This window comes from Rhodopseudomonas sp. (assembly GCF_048594845.1).
In the GTDB taxonomy this organism is placed as follows: Bacteria; Pseudomonadota; Alphaproteobacteria; order Rhizobiales; family Xanthobacteraceae; genus Rhodopseudomonas.
This window is the reverse complement of the sequence record NZ_JBMDXE010000355.1, coordinates 1-19,015: the sequence shown is the minus strand read 5'-3', so window position 1 is coordinate 19,015 and position 19,015 is coordinate 1. Positions and strand designations below refer to the sequence as shown.

Here is a 19,015-nt window from a genome sequence, read left to right as displayed (position 1 = left end):
AGCGACCGGGGCTTTCATGTACGGGGCCTTGACCGCGAGGTCGGCTGCCTGAGCGCTGACCGCAGAGCCAACGAGCGCCACACCGGCGAGAATCTTTTTCATGGGGTACCTTCCTGATGATCGGCGGAAACTAACTCGGTTCGCTCTTTGCGGCTGTACCCGGCCGGCCACACCCGCGGAAATTCGCCCGCCGTCAATGCCGTAAACGTCTGATTAACGGACCGAATCAGGCCGCGCCGGAACCCTGTGGACGCTGCGGCGAGAGGTCGCTGAAGAAACCTCGGAGTTTCCCGTCCTGCGGGAAAATCAGCGTTTTTTCACCTCTATGCAGGGTTGCGAACGGTCGGTGTTCCGCACAGGATGCCGCTGCCGAAAGAGCGAACCTACGCCACGGCAGAACGAGAACCGGACGCGCCAGCGAACCGGCACACCAGGAGGAAACTTGATGAACCTGCGCTCCAAATCCGTCTCCACGTGCGCCGCGCTGGGGACGTTGCTGCTCGCCGCGACCTCGGCGACCGCGGCCGAGAAGAAATACGATGCCGGCGCCAGCGACACTGAAATCAAGATCGGCCAGACCGTGCCGCATTCCGGCCCCGGCTCGCTCTACGGCGTGCTCGGCCGCGTCGGCGAAGCCTACTTTCAGATGCTCAACGAGAAGGGCGGCATCAACGGGCGCAAGGTGAAGTTCATCACGCTCGACGACTCCTACAGCGCCCCGAAGGCGGTCGAAGCGACCCGCCGGCTGGTCGAGCAGGACGAAGTGCTGGCGCTGTACGGCTCGCTCGGCACTGCGCCCCAGACCGCGGTCCACAAGTACCTGAATTCCAAGAAGGTTCCGCAGCTGCTGCTGAACACCGGGGCGTCCAAATGGAATGACCCGAAGAACTTCAAATGGACCATGGCGGGCCTGCCGCTGTACCCGACCGAGGCCCGCATCCTCGCCAAATACGTCGTCGCCAACAAGCCCGACGCCAAGGTGGCGATCCTGTACCAAAACGACGATTTCGGCCGCGACTTCCTCGGCCCGTTCAAGAAGGTTCTGGAAGAGGCCGGCGGCAAAGCCAAGGTGGTGGCCGAGGCCAGCTACGACCTGACCGAGCCGACGATCGACTCGCAGATCATCAACCTGTCGAAGTCCGGCGCCGACGTGTTCTACAACATCACCACCGGCAAGGCGACGTCGCAGTCGATCCGCAAGGTCGCCGAGCTCGGCTGGAAGCCGCTGCAGCTCTTGTCGGCCGGCTCGACCGGGCGTTCGATTCTCGAAGCCGCCGGCCTCGAAAACGCCAAGGACATCGTGGCGATCGCCTACACCAAGGACATCGGCTCGGCCAAATGGGCCAATGATCCGGGCGTGATGGCGTTCGACGAGCTGCGCAAGAAGTATCTGCCGAACGTCGCGGCGGACAATTCGATCGCGTTTTCGGGCTACGGCCAGGCCGTGGCAATGGCCGAGATCCTGCGCCGCTGCGGCGACGAACTCACCCACGAGAACGTCCTGAAGCAGGCGTCGATGCTGGGCGGCTTCAGCACGCCGCACATGCTGCCGGGCGTCAGCTACTCCTACACGCCGACCGACTACACCTCGATCAAGACGCTCTACACCATGCAGTTCAACGGCAAGGACTGGGACGTCTCCGACAAGGCGGTCACGGAGTAAGTCCGGTCCATCGACCGGAACCGGTCCACGATCAGCTACGACATGGCCGGGCTCGTCCCGGCCATGTTCGTTTGGGGGGCGGCGACATTTCCCGCGCCGAACCTCGACCTATGCGGCCCGAATGCCTAGCTTGGCTTGGTGAGCCTCGCCGAGACCGATCCACCCCTCGACCTGCTGCCCGAACGGTTCCGCCGCTGGTTCGCCGAGCGCGGCTGGGCGCCGCGCGCGCATCAGCTGGCGCTGCTGGAGCGCGCGCGCGCCGGCCGGGCGGCATTGCTGATCGCCCCGACCGGCGCCGGCAAGACGCTGGCGGGATTCCTGCCGACGCTGGTGGAGCTGAGCGAAGGGACGCCTTCTCCCCGCACGCGGGCCGAAGGACCGGAGCCCCGCCCCGGCGGCCTGCATACCCTGTACATTTCGCCGCTCAAGGCGCTCGCGGTCGATATCGCCCGCAATCTCGAAGCGCCGATTGCGCAAATGAAGCTGCCGATCCGGGTCGAGACCCGCACCGGCGACACGCCGGTGTCGCGGCGGACGCGGCAGCGCAAACATCCGCCGGACATCCTGCTGACCACGCCCGAACAGCTGGCGCTGCTGCTTGCCTCGGACGATGCGCCGTATTTGTTCGGCTCGCTGCGCCGGATCGTGCTCGATGAGTTGCACGCGCTGGTGACGTCGAAGCGCGGCGACCTGTTATCACTGGGGCTCGCGCGGCTGTGGCGGATCGCGCCACAGCTCCGCGCCACCGGGCTGTCGGCGACCGTCGCCTATCCCGATGAACTCGCGCGCTTCCTGGTGCCGCAGCCGTTCTTCCCCTCTCCGCTCGTGGGAGAGGGTGGCAGCCGAAGGCTGCCGGGTGAGGGGGAAGCCACGAGCGCCGAGCTTGCCGCCCACCCCTCACCCCGGCCCACTACCCCAGGGGGGGGGGGAGCAGGAAGTGCCGACGCGCGAGAACAGGCCGACATCGTCGTCGCCAGCGGCGCGGTGCAGCCGATCGTCGAGATGCTGGATACCAGGGAGCGGCTGCCGTGGGCCGGGCACTCGGCGCGGCATGCGCTCGGCGAGATCTACGATCTGATCAAGCGCAACACCACCACACTGGTGTTCGTCAACACCCGCAGCCAGGCCGAGATGCTGTTCCAGGAACTCTGGCGCATGAACGACGACAATCTGGCGATCGCGCTGCATCACGGCTCGCTCGACGTTGCGCAGCGCCGCCGCGTCGAAGACGCGATGACTGCCGGCAAGCTGCGCGGCGTGGTGTGTACCTCGTCGCTCGATCTCGGCATCGACTGGGGCGACATCGACCTCGTCATCAACGTCGGCGCGCCGAAGGGTGCGTCGCGGCTGATGCAGCGGATCGGCCGCGCCAATCACCGGCTGGATGAAGCCTCGCGCGCCGTGCTGGTGCCGGCCAATCGCTTCGAAGTGCTGGAATGCGCCGCTGCGATCGATGCCGTCGCCGAGAATGCGCAGGATACGCCGCCGCAGCGCAAAGGCGCGCTCGACGTGCTCGCCCAGCACATCCTCGGCTGCGCCTGCGGCGAGCCGTTCTTTGCCGACGACCTCTATCGCGAAGTCTGCAGCGCCGCACCCTATGCGGATCTGTCGCGCGCCGATTTCGACGACACGCTCGATTTCGTTGCCACCGGCGGCTACGCGCTGAAGAGCTACGAGCGCTTCGCCCGCATCAAGCAGGACAAGCAGGGCAAATGGCGCGTCGCCAATCCGAAAGTGCGGCAGGCTTATCGGCTCAACGTCGGCACCATCGTCGAAGAGGCGATGCTGAAGGTGAAGCTGGTGCGCTCGGCGAAGTCCAAGGGCAGCGGCCACACCGGCGCGATCGCGCGCGGCGGCCGGATGCTCGGCCAGATCGAGGAGTACTTCATCGAAGGCCTGACGCACGGCGACACCTTCGTGTTCGGCGGCGAGGTCGTGCGCTACGAGGCGCTGATGGAGGATCAGGTTTACGTCTCGCGCGCGCACGACAAGGACGCGCGGGTGCCGTCCTACATGGGCGGCAAGTTTCCGCTGTCGACCTATCTGGCCGAACGCGTCCGCGGGCTGCTCGCCGACAAGCGAAGCTGGACGGGGCTGCCCGATCAGGTGCGCGACTGGCTGGCGCTGCAGACCAAGGCGTCACGCGTGCCGGCGCGGCGCGAACTCGTGGTCGAGACCTTTCCGCGCGCCGCCAAGTATTATCTCGTGTGTTACCCGTTCGAGGGCCGGCTGGCGCATCAGACGCTCGGCATGCTGCTGACGCGGCGGCTGGAGCGCGCCCGCGCCCGGCCGCTCGGTTTCGTCGCCAACGAATATGCGCTGGCGGTGTGGGGGCTCGGCGATACGTCGCATATGATCCGGCAGGGCCGGCTCGATCTCGACGCGCTGTTCGATCCCGACATGCTGGGCGACGATCTCGAAGCCTGGCTCGCCGAATCGGCGCTGATGAAACGCACCTTCCGCTATGCGGCGATCATCTCCGGACTGATCGCGCGGCGCTTTGCCGGCGAGGAGAAGTCGCGCCGCCAGGTGCTGTTCTCGACCGATCTGGTCTACGACGTGCTCAACAAGCACCAGCCCGACCACGTGCTGCTGCGCGCCGCCCGCGCCGACGCCGCCACAGGGTTGCTCGATTTACGACGTCTCAGTGATATGCTGACGCGAATCAAGGGACGCATCGTCCACAAGGAACTCGACCGCGTGTCGCCTTTGGCGGTGCCGGTGATGCTGGAAATCGGCCGCGAAGCCGTGTACGGCGAAGCCTCCGACGAACTGCTCGCCGAAGCCGCCGACGAACTGGTGCGCGAGGCGATGGAACGCTCGTAGGATGGGTTGAGCGCAAGCGAAACCCATCACTCCGGGGCGCCGAACTATCCGTCATGCCCGGGCTCGTCCCGCCTGCGCGGCCATAGCCGCTTCGGCGCGGCGACGGCCCGGGCATCCACGAACACAGCATTCCCCCGAGCTCATCGTGGATGGCCGGGACAAGCCCGGCCATGACGACAATGTTTGCAGATCCGCTCCCGATCACCGATTGCAGCGTCACCATCGCCGGCGCGACGTTCGTCGCCGATCTGGCGGGTGCGCTGTATTGGGAAGACGAGCGGCTGCTGGTCGTGTCCGATCTGCATCTTGAAAAAGGCTCCAGCTACGCGATGCGCGGCGTCCTGCTGCCGCCTTACGACACGGTGGCGACGCTCGGCCGGCTCGGCGCGGTGATCGCGCGGTTTGATCCGAAGACGGTGGTGGCGCTCGGCGACAGTTTCCATGACCGCGACGCGCATGGCCGACTCAGCCGCGCCAATCGCGATATCCTCACGGCGCTGCAGGCGCGGCGCGACTGGATCTGGATCGCCGGCAATCACGATCCGGACCTGCCGTCCGATCTCGGCGGCAGCGTCGCAGCCGAAGTCATGCTCGGCGCGATCGCGTTCCGCCACGAGCCGACCGGCGCGCGCGGCGAGATCGCCGGGCACCTACATCCGAAAGCACGCGTCAGCCGCCGCGGCCGCAGCGTCGAGCGGCGCTGCTTTGCCGGCGATGGTGAGCGCGTGGTGATGCCGGCGTTCGGCGCCTACACCGGCGGCCTCAACATCCGCGACGCCGCGTTCGCGCGGCTGTTCGGCTCGGCCGCCTTCGTCGCCCACGTCCTCGGCGATCACCGCCTCCACGCCATCGCCGCGTCGCGCTGCTGCTGAGCGCCCGGCGCTCGCCGAGCGGTTCCTTTTCGTAGGCGCGCCCCACCGCGAGTCATTCCGGGGCGCTCACGTAGTGAGCGAACCCGGAATCTTAACGCGCGCGGTGTGCGTGCTGTCGAGATTCTGGGTCGCGCTGCGCGCGCCCCGGAATGACACGGGGGAAGTGGACGTACTCAGCGATCGCATCGAGCAACTCAGCTAGGCCATGCTAACCTAAGTACGCGAGCTAAGCCGCCTTGGCGTAAACCTCTTCGCAGAACTCGGCGAGCCGGTCGGCGAGGCGGAGCGTCGCCGGGCTGGCTTCGGGACCGGCCACCAGCGCCAGTTCGGTGCGGTCGATCGGCGGGAAGCCGTCGCGGGCGGTCAGCTTGCGGTGCTCGGCCTGGATCGAGATGTCCGACAGGATCGACAGGCCGAGTCCGGCGGCGACGGCGGCCTGGATGCCGGCGAGATTCGAGCTGCTATACGCCATGTGCCAGCGCCGTCCGGCGGCCTCGATCGCGTGGATCGCGCGGGTGCGATACAGGCAGCCGCCCGGGAAGAAGATCAGCGGCACGCTCGCGGCCTTGACGTTGCAGGGATGGTTCTTGCTGTTCACCCAATACACCCGCTCCGGCCACACCGCGATCGCGCCCTGACCGCCGGCCTCGCGCTTTAATAATGCAAGATCGAGATCGCCACGTTCGAGATCGCGCCTGAGATTGAGACTCTGGTCGGCACGGACGTCGAGCCGCAGGCCGGGCCGCGCGCGCGAGAAGCTGCCGAGCAGCCGCGGCAGCCGATAGGCGGCAAAATCCTCCGGAATGCCGAGCCGGATAGCACCGTCCTGGCCCGGCCGCGCCACCACGTCGCGCGCCTCTTCGGCCAGCGCCAGCAGCCGCCGCGCGTAGGAGAGGAGCCGTTCGCCGGCTTCGGTCGGGGTGACGTCCTTGCCGGCACGGTTGAGCAATTGCTGGCCGAGATCGTCTTCCAGCCGCTTGATCTGCTGACTCACCGTCGATTGCGTCCGGTGCACGCGCTCGCCGGCCCGGGTGAAGCCGCCGGCGTCCACGACGGACACGAAGCTGCGCAGCAATTCAAGATCGAGCATGGGGCGACGCCATTCAAAAATCCACTGGTATCGATCTTATCATTTAATTTCCCAATGACAACGCGGGTGCCTAGATCGGGATCGGTCCCAGGAGTTGCCCGATGTCGCTCGCGCCCACCACCTCGCTCTCGCCCCCGACCTTCAACACCCGCCCGCTGCAGATCGCGCTGTTCTGTGCGCTGTGGAGCTTCGCCTTCGTGGCCGGCAAGGCCGGCGTCGCCGATTGTCCGCCGCTGATCCTGCTGGCCGGGCGCTTCACCCTGGCCGGCCTGCTGGTGCTCGGGCTGGCGCCGCTGATGCGCGAGCGCTGGGATCTGCGACCGCGTGACGTCGCGCTCTACGCGGTGCTCGGAATCGTCAACTACGCGATGTATCTGGGCCTTGGCTATGTCGGGCTGCAGACCGTCTCGGCCGGCATCGGCGGACTGATCGTCAGTGCCAATCCGGTTTTCACCGCGCTGCTGGCGGCGCTGGTGCTGAACGAGGCGCTGACCTGGCGGAAGGTGGCGGGGCTGGTGCTCGGTGTCGCGGGCGTCGCCTTTATCGTCTGGCACCGTATCGCGATCGGCGCAGAGGCATGGCACGGCATCGCCTTCACGCTGGCGTCGCTCGCCTCGATCGTCGCCGGCACCATCCTGTTCAAGCGGCTGGCGCCGCAGGGCAGCCTGTGGATCGGCAACGGCATCCAGAGCCTCGCCGCCGGTCTGGTGCTGATGCCGCTGGCCTTTTCGCTGTCGAGCATCGGCGGCATCGTGCCGAGCTGGCGGCTCGCCGGCGCATTCGGCTTCCTGGTGCTGGGCGGCGCCGTGGCGAACTGGCTGTGGCTGCGGTTGCTGAAGCTCTACGGCGCGACCGCGGCCAGCGCCTGGCACTTCGTGATGCCGCCGCTGGCGATGCTGTTCGCCTGGCTGGTGCTGGGTGAGGCGATCGACGCGCGCGACCTGCTCGGCGTCGTCCCGGTGGCCATCGGCATCTATCTGGTAACGCGGCCGGCGCGCGCCGTCACACTGCGGCCGCCGATCTCCGCTTAGCGTCGTTCCATTGCCGGAACGAACCGTCTCCGGCTAGGTTGTCGCGGTGGCGAGAACCGGCCGGGGATGCGCGTGAAGACCGAGGCCAACAGCAAGTCCGAACATCCGGACTTCATCGATCCGGATCCGTCCGCCCCCAAGGTCCAGCGGCTCGAAACCTTCCGGCTCCGCGGCTTCCTCAAGACTCTCGGTCCCGGCCTGATCACCGGCGCCTCCGACGACGATCCTTCGGGCATCGGCACCTACAGCCAGGCGGGCGCACAGCTCGGCTACGGCATCGGCTGGACGATGCTGCTGACCTTCCCGCTTATGACGGCGATCCAGGAAATCTCCGGCCGGGTCGGCCGGGTCACCGGCCACGGCATCGCCGGCAACGTGTGCCGGCATTACTCCGGCGGGCTGCTCGGCGCGATCGTGCTGCTGCTGTTCACCGCCAACACCATCAATATCGCCGCCGACCTCGCGGCGATGGGCGACGCGACGAAGCTGCTGATCGGCGGCCACCCGCTGCTCTACGTGGTCGGCTACGGCGCAATCTCGGTGATCGCGCAGATCTTCTTCGACTATCGCCGCTACGTCGCGGTGCTGAAATGGCTGACGCTATGCCTGTTCGCCTATGTGGCGGCGCTCGCCGTCGCCAAGGTGGACTGGTCGCAGGCGCTGGCCGGCGTGCTGCTGCCGCGGATCAGTTGGAGCGTCGATTATCTGACCACGATCGTCGCGATCTTCGGCACCACGATCTCGCCCTATCTGTTCTTCTGGCAGGCCTCGCAGGAGGCCGAGGAAGAGCGGATCGATCCCGACAAGAAGCCGCTGGTCAGGTCGCCGCGCGACGCCCGCAGCGAATTTCAGCGCATCCGCGCCGATACCGTGATCGGCATGGCGTTCTCCAATCTGATCGCGCTCGCGATCATCACCACGGCGGCGGCGACGCTGCACGCCGCCGGCAAGACCGACATTCAGACCTCGGCGCAGGCGGCCGAAGCGTTGAAGCCGATCGCCGGGCCGCTCGCCGAATGGATTTTTGCGCTCGGCATCGTCGGCACCGGCCTCTTGGCAATTCCGGTGCTGGCCGGCTCGGCCGCCTATGCGGTCGGCGAGGGCCGGCGCTGGCCGGTCGGCCTCGCCCGCAAGCCCAAGGAGGCGCGCGCGTTCTATGGCGTGCTGGCACTGGCCGGCGCGCTCGGCGTCGGCATGAACTTCGCGCCGATCAATCCGATCTCGGCGCTGTACTGGAGCGCGGTGATCAACGGCGTGCTGGCGGTGCCGGTCATGGTGCTGCTGATGCTGATGGTGGGACGGCGCTCGATCATGAAGCAGTTCGTGATCCGCGGCTGGCTGTACTGGCTCGGCTGGCTGTCGACCGCCGCGATGGCGCTTAGCGTCGCGGCGATGGCGGTGGGGTATTTCTTGTAAGCCCGCCGCTTGGGGCTGATGAGTGTCCCGCGCGCGGTACAGCGCGAAGCGGTGCGCCGCAGATGCGGGACACATGGGGGAATTAGTCCCGCCTGAACACGATCGAGGCCATCCAGCCGGTGGCGAGCGCCATCAGGGCGGTCATCAGGCCGTAGAGGATGCCGTGTTGCTTCGCCGCGGTGGCGACGAATTGTTCGAAGCCGACCTTGGCGATCTCGAACGAGGTCTCGGTCTGGGTCAGCAATTCGCCCTGACCGAACAGCTTGATCTGCACCTCGTAGCTGCCGATCGGCACTTCAGCGGGCAGCGGGATGCCGGTGCGGAACAGCGTCGGGGTCAGGAATTTCACCGCGGCCGGATCTTCCTCGTAGAGCTTGCGCTCTTCGCGCAGCCGGACGAAGGCGGTACGAAACTGATCGTCGGCGACGACGTCCGCATAGTCGGTGCCGATCCGCTGCGTCAGCAGCGTGTGCCTGATGCCGAGCTGCTGCCGCCGGCGCACCTCGGACGGCGCGATCGCCTCGAGTGGCTTGTTGGAGAACACCGCCAGATAGCTCGGCACCATCAGGAACTGCCGGGAATCGGTGTTGATCCAGATGCCGAAACGGCGCTCCTTGCGGCGCGTCACCATGTCGGCGCGCGGGCCGATCACCGTGACCACCAGATCGTAAGGCATCTGCTCGACCGGCGCCGGGTTGTCGCGCTCGACCGAGCCGAACAGCACCAGTTCGCCGCCGGAGTAATTCGGCGTCACCGTCACCCGGGCATTGGAGACCGACACGATCAGCTTTTCGGCGCAGGCCGGAGAGGCGAGCGCGAGCAGCGTCAGCAGCATCACGAGGAGCGCGTGTGCGGCGTGCCCGGCCATCAGATCGGCCCGGTTTCGCGCAGGGTGAACAATTCGTCCGGCTTGATGCCGAGATCGATGGCAAAGCGGATACCGACCGCGAGCACGAGGAGGCCGAGCAGCAGCCGGAGCTGTTCGCCGCGGATGCGCTGGCCGGCCCGGGCGCCGAACTGCGCGCCGGTGACGCCGCCGATCATCAGGATCAGCGCCAGCACGGCGTCGACCAGATGATTGGTGGCGGCGTGCAGCACGGTGGCGATCAGCATCGTCACCAGCGTCAGCACCATCGAGGTGCCCACCACCATGCTGGTCGGCACCCGCAGCAGATAAATCAGCATCGGCACCAGGATGAAGCCGCCGCCGACGCCCATCACGGCGCCGATGAATCCGATCAGCAGGCCGATCGCCGCCACCGGGATCACCGACAGATACATCTTGGAGCGCTTGAACCGGATCTTCAGCGGCAGCGCGTGGATCCAGTTGCGGTTGCCGGTGCGGCCGGCGAGCGCCACCTGGCCGCGCCGGGTGCGCAGGATGGCGCGGAGGCCCTCATACACCATCAGTCCGCCGACCGCGGTGAGCAGCACGACGTAGGACAGCGCGATCATTAGGTCGAGCTGGCCGACCGAGCGCATCAGCACGAAGAACCACACGCCGAGCGCGGTCCCGGCGATGCCGCCGCATAACAGGACGAACGCCAGCATCGGATCGATCGCGCGCCGCCGCCAATACGACAGCGCGCCCGAGAACGACGACGCGGCCATGTGGCTGGTGACGGAGGCCACCGCGACGGCGGGGGCGATGCCGATGAAGATCAGCAGCGGCGTCATCAGGAAGCCGCCGCCGACGCCGAACATGCCGGACACGAACCCGACCGCAGCGCCCATCGCCAGGATGAGCAGGACGTTGACCGGAAGGTCTGCGATCGGAAGATAAAGCTGCACGCGCGGTCGCTTCGCAGTTCGTCGCTGGGGCTGAAACCGCGGACTACCGAAGCCCGCGTCGCCCTCCATAACCGATATCAGCCTGACCGGGGATTAAAGAATCCGCGACGGCGGGGCTTTTTCGGCCCGCGCCGCCGTGACGTCGTGCGGTGGTGAACAGTTCGCTCAGCGCGCCGCGCGCTTGCCCGCTGCGGCCGACTTGGCCGCGGCGGCGGGCTGCCCGTCCCAGCCGCCGGCCGGGGCGGCGACCTTGACGGCGTCGTCGGGCTGCGGCTCGACCGTGAAGGTCTGGATCGCCAGTTTGGCGGCCGACAGCGACTGCGGATCGAGCCGCTTGGCGACATCGTCGCGCTTGTGGCCGGCGTCGGTGTCGCCCTGGGCGGCGGCGAGGCTAAACCATTTGAACGACTCGGCTAGGTTCTGTTCGACGCCGATGCCGCGGGCATACAGGATGCCGAGGTTGAACTGGCTGTCGGCGACGCCGCGAACGGCCGCCTTGCGGAACCACTCGGCAGCGCTCTTGTAGTTGGCGCCGCGACCGCCGCCATCGGCTTCCAGCACCGCGAGATTGTGCATCGCCTTGGCGTTGCCGCGATCGGCCGCCTTGACGTAGTAGCGCCGGGCGACGTCGAGATCCTTCGGAACGCCGAGGCCCTTTTCGTTGAGCGTGCCCATCCGGAACATCGCCGGCACGATGCCGGCCTGCGCGGCGCGGCCGTACCATTTGGCGGCTTCCTCGGCATTGGCGGGTACGCCTTTGCCCTCGGAGAAGCGGGTGCCGATTTCGTAGGCCGCCGCGGCGTCGCCCTTCAGGGCGGCCTTGCGCAGCGCGGCTCCGCCGATCGCCTCGGGCAGCGTTTCGCCGGCCGGGATCGTGATGGTGCCGATCGGGCCCGGCGGGGTGCTGGGCTGGGGCGGCTGGATCGAGCCGGTGACGTCGGCGGGAGCAGCGGCTGCCGGCGGCATCGGGGCAGGCTCCGGCGCAGCCGGGGTCTGCGGCGCAAACAGCGACTGCCGGTTGATCGGGGTCGGCGAGGTCATCGACGGCGCGGCCGGGGTCGGCGCGGCCGGCGCCGCAGCTGGCGGCGCATCCTCGTCCTCATCGGGGGTAAGGCCGTCCTGCGGCGCGGTCTCGTGCAGGCTTGCGGCCGGCACGGGATGGTCGGTGCTGTCGAGTAGATTCATGGCGATCTTGAACGTGCCGAGCACGATCACCACGACGCTGGCGCCGACCAGCAGCGAGCGGATCTTGGAGCCGAGGGTCGTGCCGGGCTTGCCGGCGGCCCCGCTGGCGGCGCCGCCTTCCGGCTTGGCCTTGTCGGCCTTGGCTTTGGACTTGTCGCCCGGCTGCGCGGTCGCGGAGGCGGCCGCCTGGGCGGCGCGGCGCGCGGCGGCGATGAAGCTGGAGCTGCTGGCCGGTTCGGCCTTGGCTGCACCGGCGAATTCACTGAGGGCGCTTTCCGAGGCCGCGATCCGTTCGGACGGCGAGGCGACCCGGCCCGGCGGCCGGGTACCGGGTTCGAGCGGATGATCCGGCGGCAGCGTCTCGGGCGCACTCCAGCGCGTGGTGATCTGCGGTTCGGGCGCGCTGCTGCGGCTCGGCTGCGGATCGAGAATGTCGAAGATCGCGCGCGGTTCAGGCGCAAGCGCCGGAGCAGGTTCCGCCATCGGCCGGCCCGGCGCGAAGTCGCGCGGAGCAGCCACGAAGGCGGGCGCGGGAGCTGGCGCAGCGGCGGGGTTGGGCAGTTCCGGGCGCGGCGGCAGGTTGATCTGCGGCGAGGGGGCCATTGCGGCCGGGCTCGGCTCGGCCGGCTCGCGCGCGGCAGGCGCCGGCTGCGGAGCGGTTCGGGCGCCACGCAGGTCGGTCTCGATCATCGCCAGCCGGTCGACCACATGGCCGAGCGTGTTGTGAACCGCTTCCAGCGAATCCTGGGTGTGCCGGTCGGTCTCCGACTGGCTGAAGCGGATATCGGAGATCTCGCGCTTGATGGTCTCGACCACGCCGTTGTCGAACGCCGGCGGGGTGCTGCGGCCGAGGTCGGCAATCCGGGTGAAGCTCTCCTGCTGGCGCTCGAGCATCCGCAGGATGTCCTGCAGCCCTTCCTCGACGCGCTCGAGATTGCCGCTGCCGCGCTGGCTGGCGGCCTGCTCCATCCGCTCCAGCAGATAGGTGACGCGCTGTTCGAGATGCGCGAAGGCGGACGGGCTGTCGTTGCCGATCGGCAGATGGTCCAGCCGCTCCGACAACGCGCGCAGCGCGCCTTCGAGATGCTCGGTGGAGCCGCCCGGCGCCGGCCGCTCGCGGCTTTCCAGCGCCGCGGTCAGCGCGGTGATGCGGTTCTCCAGCGCCGCGAAGGAATCACTGTTGCTGTCGACGCGCGACAGCTGATCCACCTTGTCGGCCAGCGTCTGGACGTTGGCGCTGAGCTGCCCCAGCGCCTCGTTGGATGCGACGTTGGACACGATGCCGCGCAGCGCCCCGATGGCGTTTTCGAGCTGCTGCATCGTGCTCGGATCGTCGCTGTTGCGGACGATCATGTCGATCTTGCCGCCGAGATTGCGGATCGCCTCGTCGAAGCCGGCGAGCTGCTCGGCCGGGGTCAGCGACCGCAGCGCCGAGTGGATCTCGGCAAGCGCGCGCTCGATGCCGGCGATCGTGCCGGCGTCGGTGCCAACCGCGCGGGTGTCGTCGAGCCGGCGCGCCAGCGACTTGATCTCGCTCTCGAGCTGCTCGATCGCCTTCCGCGGCATCGCCTCGGTGATGGTGTGGCGGATCTCGGCCAGTTCGGCGCGGAACGCCGCGATCGACTGCTCGATCTGATCCGGGCGCTGCAGCGCGTCGATCTGGTTGGTGATCTTGAGGAGCTGCTGCTCGAGGCTGGAGAAGTCCGGGCCGGCGGGCGCGGCCGGCGGTGTCATGGCCGGCGCGATCGGCGGCGCCTGCCGCGGCGGCACGCGGTTCACCGGCGCGTCGAGCTCGCTCTGCCGCGCGGCGATTTCGGCGATCGCCAGATCGAGCGCGTTCGGATCGAGCGGCGGCGAGGTGTGATAGACTTGGGCTGCTGCGCGCTCGACCCGCTCGGTCGGGGTCTGCGGCGGGGCCGGCTGCGGCGCGGGCGCGGGCTTCGGCTCGGTGATCCGGGACAGACGCGCATCGAGCCGCGAAATCGCATCGTTAAGCTGCCGCGCCACCGGCTCGCCGCGGGTCGGCGGGCGCGAGATCTGGTCGATCTGGCGGGCGATCGCGTCCAGCCGCTGATGAATCTCGGCGACCTCGGAGGCGCTTTTATCGGCCAGCGGCGCGCGCCCCGGCGCGGGAGCTGCGGTCGCACGACCCTGCTGCGGCGGCTGGGGCTGCGGAGCGCTGTCGCCGAGCTGACCGTTGATCCAATCGGCGAGCGACATGCCGGCGCGCTTGGCGGCGGCCTCCGCCCGTTCGCGCACGGACGGTTCGATACCCTCGACGCTCCACGATACGCGATTCATGCTCTGGTCGCTTCCGAACTGCCAACTACGGCGCCCGCGATCCTCCCCGCATGTCCCGTGCCGAAAGACATTCGTATCCAATGCGAGAGGGTCGCCTCTGGCATCGACTTTTTCGCGTTAGGGTAAATACCGAGTTAAGGATCACAGCCGCAGCGCCGTAAAACTGGCGGGATGCTCGCAAAAACCCCGCTGGCGCGGCTTTTCGCGCAGTCTGTCACCGGGTGAACAGAGCGCTGAGGTCGTCGATGTCGCCCTCGGTGATGACGCTGTGGGCAGGCGTCAGCACCGCGGTCTGGCCAATATAGGCCCAGTACAGGAACTCGGCCCGCGACTGCGCGCGCCGGCTTTCGACCCCGGACTCGATCAGGATCTTGGCCAGATAATCGATCCGGCGGGCATCCACCGATGCCACCATCTCGGCCGCGGTGGTGTCGGTCTCGGCCAGCGCGCGGATCGCCCGGTCGAGGCTGCGGTCTTCGTTGAAGGCGAGCTTCATCAGATGCGTCAGCCGCGCCGGGCCGACGAGGGCGGCGTCGATCTCACGGAATACCTGGTCGGTGACGCGCTCCTGCCAGAGCTGCAGCAGCTGTACGCGGAAATCGGTGGCGTCCTTGAAATGCCAATAGAAACTGCCGCGGGAGACGTCCAGGCCGGCGGCGAGGTCGCCGACCTTGAGGGCGTTTGCCCCTTGCCGCGCAAGGGTCCGCAGGCCGTGCGCCAGCCAGTCGGCGCGGGTCAGCCGATCCTTGGTATCCGTTTCCATGGCAACGACCATACACCAGTGTATTGACAGGGCCAAGCCGTCCCGCTAGACACCATTCAGGGATGTATGGAAACGGTCCGGAAGGGTGCGGCGGTCCACGCCGCGCGATGGGTGGCGATGACAGCGATCCTGCGTGGCAATGCGGTCCTGCAACGGGACTTGCCGTTTCTGTCCGCCGTGTGCGGTCATTGCGACCTCGGCGTGACGCGTCGTCGCAATCAGCCAGTTCTTCTGATCCAATCTGCAACCGGGGCGGCTTTGGCTGCTACGATCGAGCGTGCGCGATGACGCCGCCGACGGTCGCTGGTCACGGCTGCCGTCGCTTCGCGCGTCTTGCAATCAGTTCTTACTAATCGGAGCATAATCGATGGCATCGACCGGGCTCGACGCGTGGTACGCCTTCATGAAGGACCACGACAAAGCCGCGCTGTGGGAGCTGCTGCATCCCGATGCGGTGTTCGAGAGCCCGGTGGTGCACACGCCCCAGGTCGGGCGTGACATCGTGTTCAAGTACCTCACGGCCGCCGAAAAGGTATTGGGCGGCCCCGGCTTCACCTATGTGGGTGAATGGCGCAGCGCGAATGGCGCGGTGCTCGAATTCGAGAACGAAATCGAAGGCATCAAGCTCAACGGCGTCGATATCATCACCTTCGCGGACGATGGACGGATTACGAACTTCAAGGTCATGGTCCGGCCATTGAAGGCGATCAATCTGCTGCATCGGCTGATGGGGGAGCAACTGACGCGTCAATAGCGCGCCGGCACCTCAGTCAATTCCTCGTGGCCGCCCTCCGACTTCCTCCCACTTGGCGTACACTTCTCACACCTGATCCGATCGAGAGACACGCATGACGATCTACAAGGCTCCCGTTGAAGATGTCGGCTTCCTGCTGAACGACGTGTTTCAGTTCGACCGCTACAACAATCTGCCCGGCTTCGCCGATGCGGCGCCGGACGTGCGCGACGCGATCATCAACGAGGCGGCGCGGCTCAGCGAGGAAGTGCTGCATCCGCTCAACGCGGTCGGCGACGAGCAGGGCTGCACCCGCCACGACGACGGCAGCGTCACCCCGCCGAAGGGCTTCAAGGAAGCCTACAAGCAGATCGCCGAAGGCGGCTGGATGGGCCTGTCGTCGCCGCCCGAATATGGTGGCCAGGGCCTGCCGATCACGCTGACCCAGACCGTGCAGGAATTCCTCAACTCCGCCAACATGGCGTTCGCGATGTATCCGGGCCTGACCATGGGCGCGGCGGCGGCGCTCAACGTCCACGGCTCGCCGGAGCAGAAGCAGACTTACTTGCCGAAGATGGTGTCGGGTGAGTGGACCGGCACCATGAACCTGACGGAGCCGCAATGCGGCACCGATCTCGGCCTGCTGCGCACCAAGGCGGTGAAGCAGGCGGACGGCAGCTACAAGATCACCGGCACCAAGATCTTCATCTCGGCCGGTGAGCACGACATGGCCGACAACATCATCCATCTGGTGCTGGCGCGGATCGAAGGCGCGCCCGCCGGGATCAAGGGCGTGTCGCTGTTCGTAGTGCCGAAGTTTCTGGTGAATGCCGACGGCTCGGTCGGCGCGCGCAACGGCGTGGTGTGCGGCTCGATCGAGCACAAGATGGGCATCCACGGCAACGCCACCTGCACCATGAACTACGACGACGCCACCGGCTGGCTGATCGGCGAAGAGAACAAGGGCATGCAGGGCATGTTCGTGATGATGAACGAGGCCCGTCTCGGCGTCGCGGTGCAGGGCCTCGCGCAATCGGAAGTCGCGTATCAGAACGCCGTCGAATACGCCCGCGAGCGGCTGCAGGGCCGCGCGCTGTCGGGTCCGAAGGCGACCGACAAGCCGGCCGATCCGATCATCGTGCATCCCGATATCCGCCGTGCACTGCTGACGATGCGCTCGTTCAACGAGGCGGCCCGCGCGCTGGTGCTGTGGACCGCGTTGAAGAGCGACGTCGCGCATCGCTCGGACGACGCCAAGGAGCGGCAGGCCGCCGACGATCATCTCGGCCTGATGACGCCGGTGCTGAAGGGCGTGCTCACCGACACCGGCTTCGCCAACACCGTGATGGCGCAGCAGATCTATGGCGGCCACGGCTATATCCACGCCAACGGCGTCGAGCAGTTCGTCCGCGACGCCCGCATCGCGATGATCTACGAGGGCGCCAACGGCATCCAGGCGCTCGACCTCGTCGGCCGCAAGCTGCCGCGCGACGGCGGCCGCGCCGTGATGGCGTTCTTCGCCGAGGTCGGCGCGTTCGCCAAGGAGCACGGCGGCGACGAGGCGATGAAGCCGTTCGTCACCCCGCTGTCGACCTCGCTCGGCCATCTGCAGCAGGCCACCACCTGGCTGATGCTGAACGCGATGGCGGCGCCCGACAATGCCGGCGCCGGCGCCACTGACTACATGCATCTGTTCGGCCTGGTCGCCTGCGGCTACATGTGGGCCAAGATGGCCAAGGTGGCGCAGGACAAGATTGCCGCCAGCGGCGCCACGCCCTATCTCACCACCAAGCTGGTCACCGGCCGCTTCTTCATGGAACGGACGCTACCCGCCACCGCGCTGCATCTGGCGCGGCTGCAGACCGGCAGCGCCACCACCATGGAATTGCCGGCGGAAGCGTTCTGATCACGACCTGCTGCAACGAATGATCGTCATTGCGAGCGCAGCGAAGCAATCCATGCCGCACACCAAGACTGGATTGCTTCGTCGCTCCGCTCCTCGCAATGACGCACCGACATGCCCTTGTTCAATTCGTCCGGCAGTCTGAGCACGGACCGAAACGGGAGAGACCCCATGCCCGAAGCCTATATCTACGATCACGTTCGCACCCCGCGCGGCCGCGGCAAGGCCGATGGCTCGCTGCACGAGGTGACCGCGCTGGCGCTCGCCACGGTGCCGCTGAAGGCGCTGAAGGACCGTAATAACCTCAAGAAGGACGTGGTCGACGACGTCGTGATGGGCGTGGTCGATCCGGTCGGCGAAGCGGGCTCGGACATCGCGCGGTTCGCGGCGATGAATGCCGGCCTCGGCGAAGCGGTGCCGGGCGTGCAGATCTCCAGGTTCTGCGCCTCGGGTCTCGACGCGGTGAACTTCGCGGCGGCGCAGATCATGAGCGGCCAGCACGAGCTGGTGATCGGCGGCGGTGCGGAATCGATGAGCCGCATCGGCATCGGCGCCTCGGGCGGCGCCTGGCCGATGGACCCGTCGATGGCGGTGCCGTCCTACTTCATGCCGCAGGGCGTGTCGGCCGACCTGATCGCCACCAAGTACGGCTTTTCGCGCGATGATGTGGATGCGTATGCGGTGCAGAGCCAGCAGCGCGCCGCGAAGTCGTGGGACGAAGGCCGGTTCGACAAGTCGGTGGTGCCGGTCAAGGACATCAACGGCCTGACCATCCTGGCCAAGGACGAGCATATGCGGCCGTCGACCACGATGCAGTCGCTGGCGCAGCTGCAGCCGTCGTTCGCGCCGCTGGCCCAGATGGGCGGTTTCGACGCGGTGGCGATCCAGTCGCACCCGGAAGTCGAGAAGGTCAACTACGTCCACCACGCCGGCAACTCGTCCGGGATCGTCGACGGCGCCGGCGCGGTGCTGCTCGGCAGCAAGGAAGCCGGTGACAAGCACGGCCTGAAGCCGCGCGCCAAAATCCGCGCCTTCGCCAATATCGGCTCGGAGCCGGCGATGATGCTGACCGGTCCGGTCGACGTCACCAAGAAGCTGTTCGAGCGCTCCGGCATGAAGAAGAGCGACATCGATCTGTTCGAACTCAACGAGGCGTTCGCCTCGGTCGTGCTGCGCTACATGCAGGCGTTCGAGATCGACAAGGACCAGATCAACGTCAATGGCGGCGCGATCGCGCTCGGCCATCCGCTCGGCGCCACCGGCGCGATGATCCTCGGCACCGTGCTGGACGAGCTCGAGCGCACCGGCAAGGCGACCGCGCTGGTGACGCTGTGCATCGGCGGCGGCATGGGCACCGCGACCATCATCGAGCGGGTGTGACGCGTTGGAATTGAGGAGGCCGGCGCGACAAGCGCGGCCTGCTCCCTCCCCCCTTGCGGGG

The 19,015-nt window shown here is 67.5% G+C and carries 13 protein-coding genes; 8 read left to right on the top strand and 5 right to left on the bottom strand.

Features of this window, described 5'->3' with window-relative positions; genetic code table 11:
- Positions 1-445 precede the first annotated feature (445 nt).
- From ACOJTD_RS24370 to pdeM, 3 genes are all read left to right on the top strand, one after another.
- Positions 446-1,663, top strand: coding sequence for an ABC transporter substrate-binding protein (locus ACOJTD_RS24370; RefSeq protein ID WP_420135429.1), 1,218 nt, complete (start codon positions 446-448; stop codon positions 1,661-1,663).
- A 135-nt stretch (positions 1,664-1,798) separates the two neighbouring features.
- Positions 1,799-4,489, top strand: coding sequence for a ligase-associated DNA damage response DEXH box helicase (locus ACOJTD_RS24365; protein WP_420135428.1), 2,691 nt, complete (start codon positions 1,799-1,801; stop codon positions 4,487-4,489).
- 179 nt (positions 4,490-4,668) lie between these two features.
- Positions 4,669-5,361 carry a ligase-associated DNA damage response endonuclease PdeM gene (gene pdeM, locus ACOJTD_RS24360; RefSeq protein ID WP_420135430.1) on the top strand — a complete coding sequence of 231 codons (693 nt, stop codon included), beginning with the start codon at positions 4,669-4,671 and terminating at the stop codon, positions 5,359-5,361.
- A gap of 226 nt (positions 5,362-5,587) precedes the next feature.
- On the opposite strand, the gene ACOJTD_RS24355 is transcribed toward pdeM, so the two are convergent.
- The gene (locus ACOJTD_RS24355; RefSeq protein ID WP_420135427.1) at positions 5,588-6,451 is read right to left on the bottom strand and encodes a LysR family transcriptional regulator; all 864 of its coding nucleotides are present in this window, start codon (positions 6,449-6,451) and stop codon (positions 5,588-5,590) included.
- A 101-nt stretch (positions 6,452-6,552) separates the two neighbouring features.
- On the opposite strand from ACOJTD_RS24355, the gene ACOJTD_RS24350 reads away from it, so the two are divergent.
- Both ACOJTD_RS24350 and ACOJTD_RS24345 read left to right on the top strand, forming a co-directional pair.
- Positions 6,553-7,482 (top strand): DMT family transporter, encoded by a 930-nt coding sequence (locus ACOJTD_RS24350; protein WP_420135426.1) that lies wholly within the window; start codon positions 6,553-6,555, stop codon positions 7,480-7,482.
- 66 nt (positions 7,483-7,548) lie between these two features.
- Positions 7,549-8,898, top strand: a complete 1,350-nt coding sequence (locus ACOJTD_RS24345; protein ID WP_420135425.1) for an NRAMP family divalent metal transporter — start codon at positions 7,549-7,551, stop codon at positions 8,896-8,898.
- A gap of 82 nt (positions 8,899-8,980) precedes the next feature.
- Here the strand turns inward: ACOJTD_RS24345 and ACOJTD_RS24340 are convergent, their stop codons facing one another.
- From ACOJTD_RS24340 to ACOJTD_RS24325, 4 genes are all read right to left on the bottom strand, one after another.
- Complete coding sequence (locus ACOJTD_RS24340; RefSeq protein WP_420135424.1) at positions 8,981-9,766, bottom strand: TIGR02186 family protein; 786 nt, start codon at positions 9,764-9,766, stop codon at positions 8,981-8,983.
- Positions 9,766-10,689 carry a sulfite exporter TauE/SafE family protein gene (locus ACOJTD_RS24335; RefSeq protein ID WP_420135423.1) on the bottom strand — a complete coding sequence of 308 codons (924 nt, stop codon included), beginning with the start codon at positions 10,687-10,689 and terminating at the stop codon, positions 9,766-9,768. Before ACOJTD_RS24335 ends, ACOJTD_RS24340 begins: the two co-directional genes overlap by 1 nt.
- A gap of 165 nt (positions 10,690-10,854) precedes the next feature.
- Entirely contained in the window at positions 10,855-14,175 is a 3,321-nt protein-coding gene (locus tag ACOJTD_RS24330) for a hypothetical protein (RefSeq protein WP_420135422.1), read from the bottom strand.
- A gap of 214 nt (positions 14,176-14,389) precedes the next feature.
- Complete coding sequence (locus ACOJTD_RS24325) at positions 14,390-14,938, bottom strand: TetR/AcrR family transcriptional regulator (protein WP_420135421.1); 549 nt, start codon at positions 14,936-14,938, stop codon at positions 14,390-14,392.
- A gap of 367 nt (positions 14,939-15,305) precedes the next feature.
- Between ACOJTD_RS24325 and ACOJTD_RS24320 the strand changes: the two genes are divergently transcribed.
- From ACOJTD_RS24320 to ACOJTD_RS24310, 3 genes are all read left to right on the top strand, one after another.
- Positions 15,306-15,692 (top strand): nuclear transport factor 2 family protein, encoded by a 387-nt coding sequence (locus tag ACOJTD_RS24320; protein ID WP_420135420.1) that lies wholly within the window; start codon positions 15,306-15,308, stop codon positions 15,690-15,692.
- A 94-nt stretch (positions 15,693-15,786) separates the two neighbouring features.
- Positions 15,787-17,577: an acyl-CoA dehydrogenase C-terminal domain-containing protein gene (locus ACOJTD_RS24315; RefSeq protein WP_420135419.1), complete on the top strand. Its 1,791-nt coding sequence runs from the start codon at positions 15,787-15,789 to the stop codon at positions 17,575-17,577.
- A gap of 168 nt (positions 17,578-17,745) precedes the next feature.
- Entirely contained in the window at positions 17,746-18,954 is a 1,209-nt protein-coding gene (locus tag ACOJTD_RS24310; RefSeq protein WP_420135418.1) for an acetyl-CoA C-acetyltransferase, read from the top strand.
- Positions 18,955-19,015: the final 61 nt, after the last annotated feature.

Bases quoted from the DNA above. Each gene is read 5' to 3' on its own strand.
- pdeM (WP_420135430.1), top strand. From the start codon at position 4,669: ATGTTTGCAGATCCGCTCCCGATCACCGATTGCAGCGTCACCATCGCC.
- ACOJTD_RS24370 (WP_420135429.1), top strand. From the start codon at position 446: ATGAACCTGCGCTCCAAATCCGTCTCCACGTGCGCCGCGCTGGGGACG.
- ACOJTD_RS24315 (WP_420135419.1), top strand. From the start codon at position 15,787: ATGACGATCTACAAGGCTCCCGTTGAAGATGTCGGCTTCCTGCTGAAC.
- ACOJTD_RS24345 (WP_420135425.1), top strand. From the start codon at position 7,549: ATGCGCGTGAAGACCGAGGCCAACAGCAAGTCCGAACATCCGGACTTC.
- ACOJTD_RS24340 (WP_420135424.1), bottom strand. From the start codon at position 9,766: ATGGCCGGGCACGCCGCACACGCGCTCCTCGTGATGCTGCTGACGCTG.
- ACOJTD_RS24355 (WP_420135427.1), bottom strand. From the start codon at position 6,451: ATGCTCGATCTTGAATTGCTGCGCAGCTTCGTGTCCGTCGTGGACGCC.
- ACOJTD_RS24350 (WP_420135426.1), top strand. From the start codon at position 6,553: ATGTCGCTCGCGCCCACCACCTCGCTCTCGCCCCCGACCTTCAACACC.
- ACOJTD_RS24320 (WP_420135420.1), top strand. From the start codon at position 15,306: ATGGCATCGACCGGGCTCGACGCGTGGTACGCCTTCATGAAGGACCAC.
- ACOJTD_RS24310 (WP_420135418.1), top strand. From the start codon at position 17,746: ATGCCCGAAGCCTATATCTACGATCACGTTCGCACCCCGCGCGGCCGC.
- ACOJTD_RS24330 (WP_420135422.1), bottom strand. From the start codon at position 14,175: ATGAATCGCGTATCGTGGAGCGTCGAGGGTATCGAACCGTCCGTGCGC.
- ACOJTD_RS24325 (WP_420135421.1), bottom strand. From the start codon at position 14,938: ATGGAAACGGATACCAAGGATCGGCTGACCCGCGCCGACTGGCTGGCG.